General features: G+C 60.8%; 11 protein-coding genes. 5 read left to right on the top strand and 6 right to left on the bottom strand.

Annotated features, from left to right (window positions below; all coding sequences use genetic code 11):
- The first annotated feature begins 18 nt into the window (after positions 1 to 18).
- Together BSF44_RS12675 and BSF44_RS12670 are read left to right on the top strand one after the other, a co-directional pair.
- Positions 19 to 2,502, top strand: a complete 2,484-nt coding sequence (locus tag BSF44_RS12675) for a fimbria/pilus outer membrane usher protein (RefSeq protein WP_095943800.1) — start codon at positions 19 to 21, stop codon at positions 2,500 to 2,502.
- Between the two features lie 10 nt (positions 2,503 to 2,512).
- Complete coding sequence (locus BSF44_RS12670) at positions 2,513 to 3,655, top strand: DUF1120 domain-containing protein (RefSeq protein ID WP_095943799.1); 1,143 nt, start codon at positions 2,513 to 2,515, stop codon at positions 3,653 to 3,655.
- Positions 3,656 to 3,668: 13 nt separating this feature from the next.
- On the opposite strand, the gene BSF44_RS12665 is transcribed toward BSF44_RS12670, so the two are convergent.
- The 6 genes from BSF44_RS12665 to BSF44_RS12640 all read right to left on the bottom strand — a co-directional run bounded on the left by BSF44_RS12665 (position 3,669) and on the right by BSF44_RS12640 (position 10,052).
- Complete coding sequence (locus tag BSF44_RS12665; RefSeq protein WP_095943798.1) at positions 3,669 to 4,973, bottom strand: CynX/NimT family MFS transporter; 1,305 nt, start codon at positions 4,971 to 4,973, stop codon at positions 3,669 to 3,671.
- Positions 4,963 to 5,622: a FadR/GntR family transcriptional regulator gene (locus BSF44_RS12660; RefSeq protein ID WP_095943797.1), complete on the bottom strand. Its 660-nt coding sequence runs from the start codon at positions 5,620 to 5,622 to the stop codon at positions 4,963 to 4,965. Before BSF44_RS12660 ends, BSF44_RS12665 begins: the two co-directional genes overlap by 11 nt.
- A gap of 250 nt (positions 5,623 to 5,872) precedes the next feature.
- The gene (locus BSF44_RS12655; RefSeq protein WP_003178331.1) at positions 5,873 to 6,637 is read right to left on the bottom strand and encodes an amino acid ABC transporter ATP-binding protein; all 765 of its coding nucleotides are present in this window, start codon (positions 6,635 to 6,637) and stop codon (positions 5,873 to 5,875) included.
- Positions 6,638 to 6,665: 28 nt separating this feature from the next.
- The gene (locus tag BSF44_RS12650) at positions 6,666 to 7,763 is read right to left on the bottom strand and encodes an amino acid ABC transporter permease (protein WP_095943796.1); all 1,098 of its coding nucleotides are present in this window, start codon (positions 7,761 to 7,763) and stop codon (positions 6,666 to 6,668) included.
- A gap of 10 nt (positions 7,764 to 7,773) precedes the next feature.
- Positions 7,774 to 8,955 carry an amino acid ABC transporter permease gene (locus BSF44_RS12645; protein ID WP_095943795.1) on the bottom strand — a complete coding sequence of 394 codons (1,182 nt, stop codon included), beginning with the start codon at positions 8,953 to 8,955 and terminating at the stop codon, positions 7,774 to 7,776.
- A gap of 65 nt (positions 8,956 to 9,020) precedes the next feature.
- Positions 9,021 to 10,052 carry an amino acid ABC transporter substrate-binding protein gene (locus tag BSF44_RS12640; protein WP_007972676.1) on the bottom strand — a complete coding sequence of 344 codons (1,032 nt, stop codon included), beginning with the start codon at positions 10,050 to 10,052 and terminating at the stop codon, positions 9,021 to 9,023.
- Between the two features lie 469 nt (positions 10,053 to 10,521).
- On the opposite strand from BSF44_RS12640, the gene BSF44_RS12635 reads away from it, so the two are divergent.
- The 3 genes from BSF44_RS12635 to BSF44_RS12625 all read left to right on the top strand — a co-directional run bounded on the left by BSF44_RS12635 (position 10,522) and on the right by BSF44_RS12625 (position 13,835).
- Positions 10,522 to 11,178 carry an alpha/beta hydrolase gene (locus BSF44_RS12635; protein ID WP_095943794.1) on the top strand — a complete coding sequence of 219 codons (657 nt, stop codon included), beginning with the start codon at positions 10,522 to 10,524 and terminating at the stop codon, positions 11,176 to 11,178.
- A gap of 98 nt (positions 11,179 to 11,276) precedes the next feature.
- On the top strand, positions 11,277 to 12,767 hold the full coding sequence (rhlB, locus tag BSF44_RS12630; RefSeq protein WP_095943793.1) for an ATP-dependent RNA helicase RhlB: 1,491 nt from the start codon (positions 11,277 to 11,279) through the stop codon (positions 12,765 to 12,767).
- 123 nt (positions 12,768 to 12,890) lie between these two features.
- On the top strand, positions 12,891 to 13,835 hold the full coding sequence (locus BSF44_RS12625; protein ID WP_095943792.1) for an ornithine cyclodeaminase family protein: 945 nt from the start codon (positions 12,891 to 12,893) through the stop codon (positions 13,833 to 13,835).
- The last annotated feature ends 72 nt before the right edge of the window (positions 13,836 to 13,907 follow it).

The following is a 13,907-nucleotide window of genomic DNA, read 5'->3' as shown; positions in this document are numbered from 1 at the left end:
TCAACCCAAATGAACCCCATGAACACTGTATTGAAATACCGTGGTGGCGAAGCCATGCCTGCTTTCAGGCGTGCCGACACTCGTCCTCGACTGCCGCCTCTGCGCACCGGCGTGGTGTTGCTGATGACCAACACGCTGATGGTGCTCGATGCCCGCGCCGAAGATCCCGGCAGTGCTTCGTTGCTGACCTCGTTCGACCAGAAGACGCTGCTCCAGCGCGGTATCGATCCGGCGCTGGCGACCCAGCTGCTGAACGCCCCGCGATTCACCGCCGGCCGCCATCCGATCACACTCACAGTTAATGGTCAGCGCCAGGGACGCGTAGACGTTACGTTCAACAATGAGGGCGACTTGTGCTTTGACCATGCCTTGCTTGATGCGGCAAACCTGAGCGAGCCCACCGCTCCCACCAACGACCCTCGTTGTTTTGACGTTCTCGGCACTTGGCCGCAAACACTGATCGAACAGGACCCCGCCAATCTCGGTCTGTCATTGATCGTGCCCACGGACGCCATGCGTGCGAAGGTTCGGGACTTCTCGGGTTATCAAACCGGTGGCGTCGCCGGGTTGCTCAACTATGACGTCAACAGCCTTTACAGCCAATACGGTGACCAATCGAATCGCTACCTGACGGCCAATACCGAAGTCGGTTTCAATGCCGGCGACTGGATCGTCCGCAGCCGCCAGGTGCAGACCTGGCACAATGATGTGTCCCGCACCAGCCACCTGGCGGCGTACGCCCAACGAACCTTCACCGGTCATCAAGCAGTGCTTCAGGCCGGTCAGATCAACCTCTATAACCCGGTACTGGCCACTGCGCAGATTACCGGCGTGCAGCTGATGACCGAGCAGGCGCTGCAGACCGAAAGCCAAGGCAGGCCCATCGAAGGCATTGCCCAGGACCAGGCCCGGATCGAAATTCGGCAGAACGGGTCGCTGATCCACTCGACCGTGGTGCCCGCCGGCCCCTTCTCCCTGAGCAACGTTCAGCGTCTCGACAGCCGTTCCGATGTCGAAGTCGTGGTCAAGGAAACCACTGGCAGCGAGCAGCGCTTTACCGTCCCGGCGTCTCTGCTCGGGATGGACCTCCCGGCGTCTGGCTTTTCGCTGACTGCCGGCCAGCTACGTCACCTCGGCGATTCACAGACCAACGATCCCTGGCTGATCAGCGGGAGCTGGAGCGGGGCATTGAATCCGCACGTCATGCTCAGCACGGGCGCCACGGGTGCCGCCGATTATCGTGCAATGGCCGCAGGCGTGGGCTTGCTGCCCTGGACCGATACGCAGCTGCAGACAAGTCTGCAAACCTCCGAAGTCAGTTCCGGTCACCCCGAAAAAGGCATTCAGGCCGATTTGAACCTTTCGCATCGCTTGGGTGAGCAATGGTCGATGAATGCCGGGATGTCCCATCGAACCTTCGGTTATCGCGAACTGTCGCAAGCGATGCTCGAAACCGAGTCGCCGCGCAACCGGTCCCGTTATCGCGATCAACAAAACCTGGGGCTGTCGTGGTCGCCTCCCGGGACTGGTGCACTCAGCGCCAGCCTCAGCCGCTCAACGTCCTTCGACGGACAAAGCAGCAGCCGCGCCATGGCATCCTGGGGCACCCTCATCGGCGGGGTATCGGTCTCTGCCACGGTGCAATGGCAAGTCAGCGGCGCCCGGAACATCGATGACAGTGCCTATCTGAACCTCAGCATTCCTTTGGGTGAAAACCGTCGGGGGCGAACCTGGGTTCGCAGCTCTGCCGGCGAACATCGCAGCGGTGTGGGTTTGAACGAACAACTCAACGATCACTTGAGTTACCGGGTCGGCGTTGAGCATGACAGTCGCGACAGACAAGTGCAGTCTTCCGCCGGTGTTTCTATCCTGCCACGCTACAGCCAACTGGACGTAAGCTACACCCGCACTGATGCCGAGCGCCCCAGTTACCAGGTGGGAGCACGCGGTGGGGCGGTGTTGCATGGCGATGGCCTGACGCTGTCGCCTTATCCCGTGCGCGATACCTTCGCGTTGCTGTCGGTAGGCGATGCCGCCGCCATCAAAGTCTCCACCCCCAGCGGCCCGGTGTGGACCGATTGGCAAGGTCGAGCCGTGGTTCCACACGTGACGGCCTATGGCCGCAACCCGGTGGAAGTCGAAACCCGCTCGCTGCCGCGCAATCTCGATATCAACAACGGTCTGGCGGTGATATCCGCCGGGCGCGGCGCCGTCGACAAGGTCGAGTTCGGGGTCATCCAGACTCGCCGCGCCTTGCTCAAAGTCACCCAGGACAACGGCGCATCGCTGCCCCGTGGCGCGACGGTGAACACTGGCGATGGCGAGTTCGTCACGCTTGTACAGGAAGGCGGGCTGGTATTTCTGCCCAATGTCCTGGCGACTCCCACCCTGTGGATAACCGCACCTGGCCTGGGCCGGTGTGAGTTGCACTTCGAGCTGCCGGCCAAGGCCGACTCCCAGGCGTACTTCGAAACCGCCCTCGCCCAATGCCGCACGCCATAAGGATGACTGCATGAAACTGTCCGCACCTTTGATGCTGACCTTCGCCACCCTGACGCTGGGCGGGCTCACGCCCAATGCCCGGGCGTTCGCCGATGAATGCCGGCTGAGCCTGAGCCAGTCGGTACTTGATTACGGTTCGATGCAAAGGGCGATTCGCACTCCCGAACTCCAGGAGCAAACCTTGGGTGAGCGTCGCGTGAGCTTGAACCTGAACTGCCCGCAACCCGCCGACATGAGTGTGTTCTATCGCGCCATCGCTGCGACAGCAGAGCGCTTTCGGCTCGCCGACCACGGCAGCTATACCGTGCACATCAGTGATGCGGTGCTAGATGGACAATCGGTGGACCTGGGTTTGATTTCCACTGCCGGCCAAGCACCGCAGTCCACAGCCTCAGGCCTGCCTTGGCGACCTGGGCAGGCCATCGTTCCAGTGCGCAGTGGCGCCGCCGTGCAAGGGCAAAACCTGTCAGCCCAACTTCAACTGACAGCCTGGACACAGGCGCAGGTGTCGCAGCTGCGTGACGCCGCTGTCTGGGAAACCTCCGGGTTGTTCGAGCCGGTCGCCGCGGGGCGCTCCGCGGAGATAACCCTGCGTGCACGTTTTGCGCCCGCCGCCTGTCACGTGAAACTGTCCAATGGCGGTCGGGTGGATTTCGGTCGGATGTCGAAAAACGATATTGATCGCGACAACAGCACTCGCCTGCCACCCAAGGGCTTGACACTACAGGTTGGCTGCGATGCACCGACCCCCTTTGCCCTGCTCATGCACGACAACCGCGCAGGCTCGGCCACCGTCAACAGCGAGATTTACTACGGCCTCGGTCTGGACAACAGCAGCAATAAAATCGGCCTGTATTCACTGAACGTCGACCCCACCGATGCCAGCGCCGACGATTTCGCCCGCCTGTACCGAACCGATTCCACCACCGACGGCGCGGCCTGGAGCCGCGCCAGTTCGAACCCGATACCGATGGCTCAGAGAAGTATTCTGGGATTTACCCATAATGCTGGCAGCCTCTCAGGCCCGGTGCCGATCCAGAACTTCACCACGAAGGTAACGGTAGAGGCGGTCATTGCCCCCACTTCGACCCTGGATCTCACCGACAAAGTGATCCTTGATGGTTCAGCGACACTGGAAGTCCTGTATTTGTAGCGCTTGACCGCTTTTAAGTTCTCTCGCTGACCACCTGCACATACAGCGCTCGCCCGGCTCCGAGGCCGGCGATGATCGCACCGAGGCCAATGACACCGAAAATCCAGCCCACGGCTGCCCAGCCACCGGTCCAGTCATGCACGATACCGACCGCGAACGGCCCCATGGACGCCAAGGTATAACCGAAGCCCTGGGCCATGCTCGACAGATTTGCCGCAACGTGGGAGTCCCGCGAGCGCAGCACGATCAGGGTCAAGGCCAGGCTGAACGTGGCGCCCTGCCCCAACCCCAGCACAATCGCCCAGCCCCACAAGCCATCGATTGGCGCATACAGGCAGCCGAACAAACCGCCGAGGGTCAAGGCCATCACGATCACAATCGCCAGGCGCTGATCCTTGCCGCGTGTCGCCAGCCATGGCGCGGCGAGGGAGCTGACCAGTTGCACGATCACCGAGCCCGACAGCACCAGCCCGGCCTGGGTCGGGGTCAGACCGCGCCCGATCAGGATCGACGGCAACCAGCCGAATACGATGTAGGCCAGGGACGATTGCAGGCCCATGTACAAGGTCACTTGCCAGGCCAGTGGATCGCGTAGCAATCCCCGAACCCGGTAGGCCACGTTGTGCGCGCCGTGTTTCTGGCCGACTTGCGGCAACCAGAACAGCGCGGCCGCCAATGCCGGAATCACCCAGAAGCCGAGGCCCATCGCCCAATTCTTGTCAAAGTGTTCGCTCAACGGCACGGTCGCACCCGCCGCCATCGCCGCGCCCAGGCACAGGGCCATGGTGTAGACACCGGTCATGGTCCCGGCCTGTTTCGGGAAATCGCGCTTGACGATGCCCGGTAGCAACACGCCGATCACGCCGATGCTGGCACCGGCCAGCACACTGCCGGCAAACAGGCCGATCTCACCGAACGAACTGCGCAGGATGATCCCGCCCGCCAGGGTCAGAAGAATGCCCAGCACCACCCGCTCCGCACCAAATCGCCGCGCCAGCACGGGTGCCAACGGCGCAAACAAGCCCAGGCAAAGCACCGGCAACGTGGTCAGCAATCCCGCCGCGGACGCCGACAAACCAAGGGACTTCGAGACCTCGCTGAGCATCGGCGCCATGCTCGACAACGCCGGGCGCAGGTTCAGCGCCACCAGAATCAGGCCCAGCAGCAACAGCCAGGGCCGGCGCAGAACCGGGTGGGTTTGCTGGACCTGTTCGTCATCGGCCTCGGCATCGATCAGCAGCTCCTCCAGCTCGGCCGAACGTTTGGAGGCTGTGGATAACTCACTGCGGTGTATGGACTTCTCGGTTTCAAGGTTCATTGATCAACTGCCTCGACAGGGCCTTGGCCCGTTCCGGGTCGCGTTGCTCGACGGCATCGAGCAACTCGATGTGCAGGTCGAACACTTCCTGACGGCGCGGGACGATGCTCAGGGTCTGGCGCAATTGCGCGCCGATGATGCTGGAGAAATAGCGATACAGCTCGCTGAGGGCCGGGTTGTGCGCGGCGTCCACCAGACGGCGGTGAAACACCAGGTCGCAGGCGATGTAGGTGTCGAGGTCTCCGTGATAGTGGCTGCCGCTGACGCCCAGGGCCTCGCGCAATGCCACCAGGTCTTCATCGGTACGGCGCATGGCTGCCAGGCCGATGGCCTCGACTTCGAGGATGTGCCGGGTTTCCCGGGCCTGCTCAAGGGAACAACGGGACAGCGCCTTCAAGGTATCGAGCGGATCGACCACCGCCCGCAGGTAACTGCCGTCGCCCTGCCGGATCTCGATCAACCCGGAAAACGCCAACACCCGCATGGCTTCGCGCACGGTGTTGCGGCTGATGCCCAGCTCGGCGGACAACTCAGGCTCGGTGGGCAAACGCTGGCCCACGGTCCAGTTGCCCTGATTGATGCGCAGACGCAACTGATCCAGAGCCTGATCGACCAGGGATCGCTTCACCAATGGAGAAATTTCTGACATGGAATTCGCCCTCTCATCCAATCATAGGATGAATTACCTGACATGTTAGTCAGCTTCACCCGAGAGAGCAAGGCGATCCCTGTAGGAGCGAGCCTGCTCGCGATGGACGTGAACGATAATGCTGGTTTTCAGTTACCCCGCGGCGCTCTCAAGTCCATCGCGAGCAAGCTCGCTCCTACAGGGGCATGATTTCTGCGGGCAAAAATAAACCCGGAACTCAGTCCGGGTTTATTTCAGTGCCTGGGGTCGATCAATGCAGGATCTGGCTCAGGAACAGCTTGGTGCGATCATTCTGCGGGTTGTCGAAGAAGTCGTTCGGCGCAGCCTGTTCGACGATTTCACCCTTGTCCATGAAGATCACGCGGTTGGCCACGGTGCGGGCGAAGCCCATTTCGTGGGTCACGCAGAGCATGGTCATGCCGTCCTCGGCCAGGCCGATCATGGTGTCCAGTACCTCTTTCACCATCTCCGGGTCAAGTGCCGAAGTCGGTTCGTCGAACAGCATGATTTTCGGCTTCATGCACAGCGCACGGGCGATCGCCACACGCTGTTGTTGACCGCCGGACAGTTGCCCCGGGTACTTGTGCGCCTGCTCCGGAATGCGTACGCGCTCCAGATAGTGCATGGCAATTTCCTCGGCCTTGCGCTTGGGCATCTTGCGTACCCACATCGGCGCCAGGGTGCAGTTCTGCAGGATGGTCAGGTGCGGGAACAGGTTGAAGTGCTGAAACACCATGCCGACTTCACGACGGATCGCTTCGATCTGCTTGAGGTCGTTGGTCAGCTCCACGCCATCGACCACGATGCGGCCCTGCTGGTGTTCTTCCAGACGGTTGAGGCAGCGGATGGTGGTGGACTTGCCGGAACCCGACGGCCCGCACAGCACGATACGCTCGCCCTGCTTGACGTTGAGGTTGATGTCCTTGAGTACGTGAAATTGACCGTACCACTTGTTCACGCCCTGCATCTGAATAATGCCTTCAGGGCTCACAGGCTGTTTGATTGCTTCGCTCATCACAAAACTTCCTAAATTAGGTAGCGACTTAGCGCTTGTGGCCAGTGTCGAGCTTGCGTTCCAGATGCATGGAATAGCGCGACATACCAAAACAGAAAATCCAGAACACCAGGGCGGCGAACACGTAGCCTTCGGTGGCCATGCCCAGCCATTTCGGGTCGGCGGCGGCTTGCTTGACGCTGTTGAGCAGGTCGAACAGGCCGATGATGATCACCAGGCTCGTGTCCTTGAACAGCGCGATGAAGGTGTTGACGATGCCGGGAATCACCAGCTTCAGGGCTTGCGGCAGAATCACCAGGCCCATGCTGCGCCAGTAACCCAGGCCCATCGCCGCCGCTGCTTCGTACTGACCTTTTGGAATCGCTTGCAGACCGCCGCGCACCACTTCGGCCACGTAGGCCGACTGGAACAGGATCACGCCGATCAGCGCCCGCAGCAGCTTGTCGAAGTTCATGCCTTCAGGCAGGAACAACGGCAGCATCACCGAGGACATGAACAGCACCGTGATCAACGGCACGCCGCGCCAGAATTCGATGAAGGTCACGCAGACCACGCGAATCGCCGGCATGTTCGAACGACGGCCCAGCGCCAGGACGATGCCCAGTGGCAACGCGCCGGCGATACCGACGGTAGCGATCACCAGGGTCAGCATCAGGCCGCCCCACTGGCTGGTCGCCACGGCGTCCAGCCCCAATACGCCGCCATGCAGCAGGCACCAGGCAATGATCGGGTACAGCACCAGGAAGCTCAGCCCGTACACCGCCTTGTGGTGAAAGCGCGAGATGAACAACGGCGCCACGCCGACAATCGCCAGCCACACCGTCAGGTCCACGCGCCAGCGCAGTACCGGCGGATAATAGCCGTACATGAACTGGCCGAAGCGCTGCTGGATGAACACCCAGCAGGCGCCCTCCTTGGTACAGTCGGCCTGGCTGGTGCCGACCCAGTTGGCGTCAAGGATCGCCCACTGCAGGATCGGCGGTACCACCAGGTAGATGAGGTAGAACGCGAACAGGGTCAGCAGGGTGTTGAGCCAGCTGGAGAACATGTTCGCGCGCATCCACGCCACCGCACCGATGCTGCGGTTCGGTGGCGGCATGTCAGGTTTGAAAGTATGAGTACTCATGCGCTTTTCCTTACCGCTCGATCAGCGCAATGCGCTTGTTGTACCAGTTCATCAGCAGGGAAATGCTGATACTGATCGCCAGGTACACGCTCATGGTGATGGCAATCACCTCGATCGCCTGGCCGGTCTGGTTGAGCACGGTCCCGGCAAACAGCGAGACCATCTCCGGATAACCGATACCGGCCGCCAGCGAGGAGTTCTTCGCCAGGTTCAGGTATTGGCTGGTCAGCGGTGGAATGATCACGCGCAGGGCTTGCGGGATGATCACCTTGCGCAGGGTCGGACCGTTGCGCAGGCCGAGGGAATGCGCCGCCTCGGTCTGGCCATGGCTGACCGACTTGATGCCCGAACGCACGATCTCGGCGATGAACGCCGCGGTGTACACGGTGAGGGCCAGGGTCAGCGCCAGCAGTTCCGGGATCAACACCCAGCCACCGACGAAGTTGAAGCCTTGCAGCTTCGGCATTTCCCAGTGCACCGGTGCGCCGAAAACCAGCGCACACAGCGCAGGGATGACCAGGAACATCGCCAGGCCGACCCAGAACTTGTGGAATGGCACACCGGTGGCTTCAAAGCGCTTGGTCGCCCAGCGGCTCATCAGCACAATGGCGACGATGGCGACTACAACGCTGATCACAAACGGCCAGAAACCATCCGCCATCAACGCCGCCGGCATGTTCAGGCCACGGCTGCTGACAAAGAAGGTGTCGCCGAAGTTATGACTGTTGCGCGGCCCCGGCATGGTCAGGAACACCGCGAAGTACCAGAACAGGATCTGCAGCAGCGGCGGAATGTTGCGGAAGACTTCCACATACACCGTCGCCACTTTGGCGATGATCCAGTTCTTCGACAGCCGCGCCACACCGACGATGAAACCCAGGATCGTCGCCAGGATCACGCCGATGAAGGTCACCAACAGGGTGTTGAGCAGGCCGATGACAAACACCCGGGCGTATGTGTCCGCTTCGGTGTAGTCGATCAGGTGTTGAGCGATGCCGAAACCGGCACTGCGCTCCAGAAAGTCGAAACCGGAAGTAATGCCCCGGTGTTGCAGGTTGGTCTGGGTGTTATCGAACAGATACCAGCCCAGCGAGACCACCGCGATAATCGTGATGATCTGGAATACCCAAGCACGCACGCGTGGATCGCTGAGGCTGAGCCTCTGCTTTGGTGCGCCGATTGAATTTTGCATGAAGTGCCCCGGAAATAATGGAACAGAACATCACCCGGTGGTTGGCCCACCGGGTGATAGAACCATCAGCGCACTGGTGGTGCGTATTGAATGCCGCCAGCGTTCCACAGAGCGTTCAGCCCGCGGTCGATTTCCAGCGGAGTGCTCTTGCCGAGGTTTTTCTCGAACACTTCGCCGTAGTTACCCACTTGCTTGACGATCTGCACGACCCAGTCTTTCTTCACTTTCAGGTCTTTGCCGTATTCACCGTCGGTACCCAGCAGACGGGCAACGTCAGGGTTCTTGGTGCCCTTGGCTTCGGCTTCGACGTTCTTCGAAGTGATGCCGGCTTCTTCAGCGTTGAGCATGGCGTAGCCAGTCCAGCGCACGATGGCCAGCCACTCGTCGTCGCCATTACGCACGACCGGGCCCAGAGGCTCCTTGGAAATGGTTTCCGGCAGAACCACGTAGTCCTTCGGCGAAGCCAGCTTGCTGCGCTGGGCGAACAGCTGGGATTTGTCGGAGGTCAGTACGTCGCAACGACCGGATTCCAGCGACTTGGCGCTTTCGTCGGAGGTGTCGAAGGTGATCGGGGTGTATTTCAGGCCGTTGCCGCGGAAGTAGTCGGAAACGTTCAGTTCGGTGGTGGTACCGGCCTGGATGCAGATGGTTGCACCGTCCAGTTCCTTGGCGCTCTTGACGCCCAGCTTGTTGTTTACCAGGAAGCCGATGCCGTCGTAGTAGGTAATGAAGCCCGGGAATTTCAGGCCCATGCCCGCGTCACGGGAGCTGGTCATGGTGGTGTTGCGCGACAGGATGTCGATTTCGCCGGATTGCAGCGCGGTGAAGCGCTCCTTGGCGTTCAACTGGCTGAACTTGACCTTGGTCGCGTCGCCGAAGACAGCCGCCGCTACTGCACGGCAGTAGTCAGCATCGATACCTACGATCTTGCCGGTGGAATCCGGAACCGAGAAGCCTGGCAAGCCATCGCTGACGCCACACTGCACGAAACCTTTCTTCATCACTGCATCCAGGGTTGCGCCCGCCTGGGCAAACCCGCTGACACCGAGTACCGCGGCTGCAGTCACGATCGCCAGGGTGGATTTCAACATCTTCATTCAAACCTCCAGTTTTGCTCTTGTTGTGTCGGAGCGTGAGTCCTGTCGCACCCTTTTGAGGCGTAGTCGACCCGTGTTGGCTTTTTTTGGGGTCAACCGACGTAAGACATTAGCTATGAGTCTAGTAGGAGAAAATCCACGTCATGGAAAACTCGCTCTCACCAGTCGGCCGAACGGGGCTGTAGCCCTTTCACGTTCGCGAAGCCCCGTAGCGGCCCTTGGCGAACATCCATCACCGGATTCATTGCTATCCCACAGTCGGCAGTACACTGATAGTGTTACCGCCGGGCGCGAGATGTGTTGCACCGTTTCTCCATAGCAAAGCCCGTACCACACCGCTCGCCGAAGCTGTTCGGCTGCAGGTCAATAGCAAAACTTGTACGCTTGCGACACTTTCTTAACGGATCAACCTGACGCGCACTTTGATCACGCACTTATATGTGCGCGCACGCACAACATTGGAGCAGATATGACCGAGCCCTTGATTCTTCAGCCCGTGAAGACCGCAGACGCCTGCGTTATATGGCTGCACGGCCTGGGCGCCGATCGCTACGACTTCCTTCCGGTGGCCGAAGCGCTGCAGGAAACCTTGCTGAGTACCCGCTTCGTTCTCCCCCAGGCACCTCATCGTCCTGTCACTATCAACGGCGGCTACGAGATGCCGAGCTGGTACGACATCCTGGCCATGAGCCCGGCGCGCGCGATCAACCGCGAGCAACTGGAAGAGTCGGCGAATCGCGTCATTGAATTGATCGAAGTGCAGCGAGCCAGCGGAATAGACGCCTCGCGGATTTTCCTGGCAGGTTTTTCCCAGGGCGGCGCCGTGGTTTTCCACACCGCGTTTCTGAAATGGCAGGGCCCGTTGGGTGGCGTCGTTGCCCTTTCTACTTATGCACCGACCTTCAGCGACGAACTGCAACTGTCCGCCAGCCAGCAGCGGATTCCGGTGCTGTCGATGCACGGCCAGTACGACGATGTGGTGCAAAACTCGATGGGGCGCAGCGCCTACGAGCATTTGAAGCTACGTGGTGTCACCGTGACATGGCAGGAGTACCCAATGGGTCACGAAGTGTTACCCGAAGAAATTCGCGACATCGGCGTCTGGCTCGCCGAGCGCTTGCGTTAAGCATTTCTGTTTAAAAGCGCCCTTTGATCCATCCCACTACGCCGCGCCCGATTCTTGCATTACACTGGCCGGCGTACATTCCTTAATCAATTGATGAGATGACCGTGCTCAAAGCACTCAAGAAAATGTTCGGTAAAAGCGAGACTGAGCAACTCGCGCCAGTTCCCAGCCCTGCGTCTCACGCTCCCGGCCACCGCACCGACGGTATTCAGTCTGAACGAGCCACCGCCACGGCGGCACCCAAGCATGAGCCGATGACCGCAATAGCTGACCAGCCGGCGGCGACAACAGCCACGGAGCAGCCGCTCGGCGAAACGCCGAAACCCGCCAGACCGCGCCGCGAACCCAAGCCCAAGGCCCCGGTCATCCCATGGAAACTCGAAGACTTCGTCGTCGAGCCCCAGGAAGGCAAGACCCGCTTCCACGATTTCAAACTCGCCCCGGAACTGATGCACGCCATCCAGGATCTGGGCTTCCCGTATTGCACACCGATCCAGGCCCAGGTGCTGGGCTTCACCCTCGCGGGCAAAGACGCCATCGGCCGCGCCCAGACCGGTACCGGCAAGACCGCCGCGTTCCTGGTCTCGATCATCACCCAGTTGCTGCAAACCCCGCCGCCGAAAGAGCGCTACATGGGTGAGCCACGGGCACTGATCATCGCGCCGACCCGTGAACTGGTGGTGCAGATCGCCAAGGACGCCGCCGACCTGACCAAGTACACCGGCCTCAACGTCATGACGTTCGTCGGTGGCATGGACTTCGACAAGCAGCTCAAGCACCTCGAAGCCCGCCACTGTGACATCCTCGTCGCCACGCCGGGCCGCCTGCTGGACTTCAACCAGCGCGGCGACGTGCATCTGGACATGGTCGAAGTGATGGTGCTGGACGAAGCCGACCGCATGCTCGACATGGGCTTCATCCCGCAAGTGCGCCAGATCATTCGCCAGACGCCGCCGAAGTCCGAGCGTCAGACGCTGCTGTTCTCCGCGACCTTTACCGAAGACGTGATGAACCTGGCCAAGCAATGGACCACCGACCCGTCGATCGTCGAGATCGAGTCACAGAACGTGGCCAACGAAAACGTCGAGCAGCACATCTACGCGGTGGCCGCTGCCGACAAGTACAAACTGCTCTACAACCTGGTCAACGACAATGGTTGGGAGCGGGTCATCGTGTTCGCCAACCGCAAGGATGAAGTGCGGCGCATCGAAGAACGCCTGGTGCGTGACGGTATCAACGCCGCGCAACTGTCCGGCGACGTGCCGCAGCACAAGCGCATCAAGACCCTCGAAGGCTTCCGCGAAGGCAAGATCCGCGTACTGGTCGCCACCGACGTGGCCGGTCGCGGCATCCACATCGACGGCATCAGCCACGTGATCAACTTCACCCTGCCGGAAGTGCCGGACGACTACGTGCACCGCATCGGTCGCACTGGCCGCGCCGGTGCCGACGGTGTGTCCATCAGCTTTGCCGGTGAAGACGACTCCTACCAGCTACCGTCCATCGAGGAAAAGCTGGGGCGCAAGATCAGCTGTGAAACGCCACCGACGCATCTGTTGCGGGCCGTTGAACGCAAGCGTCCTCATTAAGCGACGCTGAAAAGACAAGCGCAGCCGGAAACGGACTGCGCTTTTTTTTGCTTTGGATATTGCTAGCGATAACTAAAAGTCCATAATGGACAAATTAGTTTACTTTCAATTCCGGAGCCGACCATGTCCAGTACGCCCCAAGTGATCAACCAGAATCAGGCTCGCGAGTTGCTGGCGCAGGTCGACGTACCGCAGATCCTGCGCAAAATGTTCCGTGACCTGGCGACCGGGCAAGCAGTGCAACCGGCGCAGCAACTGGTGGAGTTCCCACAGGGTGCCGGCGACTTCATCAACTACTTGGGTGTGCTGGCCGAAGACGGCGTGTACGGAATCAAGACTTCGCCGTACATCGTCCGTGATCAGGGACCATTGGTGACCGCGTGGACTCTGCTGATGTCGACGCAGACCGGTCAGCCGCTGTTGCTGTGCGACGCCGGTGAACTGACCACCGCACGCACCGCCGCGACCACCGCCGTAGCGGTCGACGCCCTCGCGCCGCTCACAGCCAATCGCCTGGCCATCATCGGCAGTGGCAAAGTGGCCCAGGCGCACCTGCACTACGTGAAAGGCCTGCGTGACTGGCAGAGCATCAACCTGTACGCGCCGAACCTGAGCGACGATCCTGACACCGCCGGTCTGCTGAAAAACATCGAGCCACGCCTGAACATCCTCGACAGTCGCGAAGCCGCCGTTGAGGACGCCGACGTGATCATGCTCTGCACCTCGTCCCCCGGCCCGGTGATCGACCCGTCTCACTTACGCAAACCGGCACTGATCACCTCCATCAGCACCAACGCGCCGCGCGCCCACGAAGTGCCGCCGCAGAGCCTCAACGACATGCAGGTGTTCTGCGACTATCGCCTGACCACCCCGGGCTCGGCCGGTGAAATGCTGATCGCCGCCGAACGGCACGGCTGGGACAAGAGCACGATTGTCGGCGACCTGCCCGACCTGATCAGTGAAAAAGTACAGCGTCCGGACTATGACCGACACGTATTCTTCCGCTCGATCGGCCTGGGCCTGGAAGACATTGCGCTGGCCAATGCAATCTATCGCCTGCAGCCCTGACACCGCGATCAACTGTAGGAGCGAGCCTGCTCGCGATGGTGTGTCAGTCGACATCAATGTGTCAGATACACC

It is taken from the genome of Pseudomonas sp. ACN8, assembly GCF_002303925.1.
GTDB lineage: Bacteria > Pseudomonadota > Gammaproteobacteria > Pseudomonadales > Pseudomonadaceae > Aquipseudomonas.
This window is presented reverse-complemented; position numbering and strand designations above follow the sequence as displayed.

Excerpts from the sequence above, each read along its gene's own strand:
- BSF44_RS12655 (WP_003178331.1), bottom strand. The coding sequence starts at position 6,637 with ATGAGCGAAGCAATCAAACAGCCTGTGAGCCCTGAAGGCATTATTCAG.
- BSF44_RS12665 (WP_095943798.1), bottom strand. The coding sequence starts at position 4,973 with ATGAACCTTGAAACCGAGAAGTCCATACACCGCAGTGAGTTATCCACA.
- BSF44_RS12670 (WP_095943799.1), top strand. The coding sequence starts at position 2,513 with ATGAAACTGTCCGCACCTTTGATGCTGACCTTCGCCACCCTGACGCTG.
- rhlB (WP_095943793.1), top strand. The coding sequence starts at position 11,277 with ATGACCGTGCTCAAAGCACTCAAGAAAATGTTCGGTAAAAGCGAGACT.
- BSF44_RS12645 (WP_095943795.1), bottom strand. The coding sequence starts at position 8,955 with ATGCAAAATTCAATCGGCGCACCAAAGCAGAGGCTCAGCCTCAGCGAT.
- BSF44_RS12650 (WP_095943796.1), bottom strand. The coding sequence starts at position 7,763 with ATGAGTACTCATACTTTCAAACCTGACATGCCGCCACCGAACCGCAGC.
- BSF44_RS12640 (WP_007972676.1), bottom strand. The coding sequence starts at position 10,052 with ATGAAGATGTTGAAATCCACCCTGGCGATCGTGACTGCAGCCGCGGTA.
- BSF44_RS12675 (WP_095943800.1), top strand. The coding sequence starts at position 19 with ATGAACACTGTATTGAAATACCGTGGTGGCGAAGCCATGCCTGCTTTC.
- BSF44_RS12660 (WP_095943797.1), bottom strand. The coding sequence starts at position 5,622 with ATGTCAGAAATTTCTCCATTGGTGAAGCGATCCCTGGTCGATCAGGCT.
- BSF44_RS12635 (WP_095943794.1), top strand. The coding sequence starts at position 10,522 with ATGACCGAGCCCTTGATTCTTCAGCCCGTGAAGACCGCAGACGCCTGC.
- BSF44_RS12625 (WP_095943792.1), top strand. The coding sequence starts at position 12,891 with ATGTCCAGTACGCCCCAAGTGATCAACCAGAATCAGGCTCGCGAGTTG.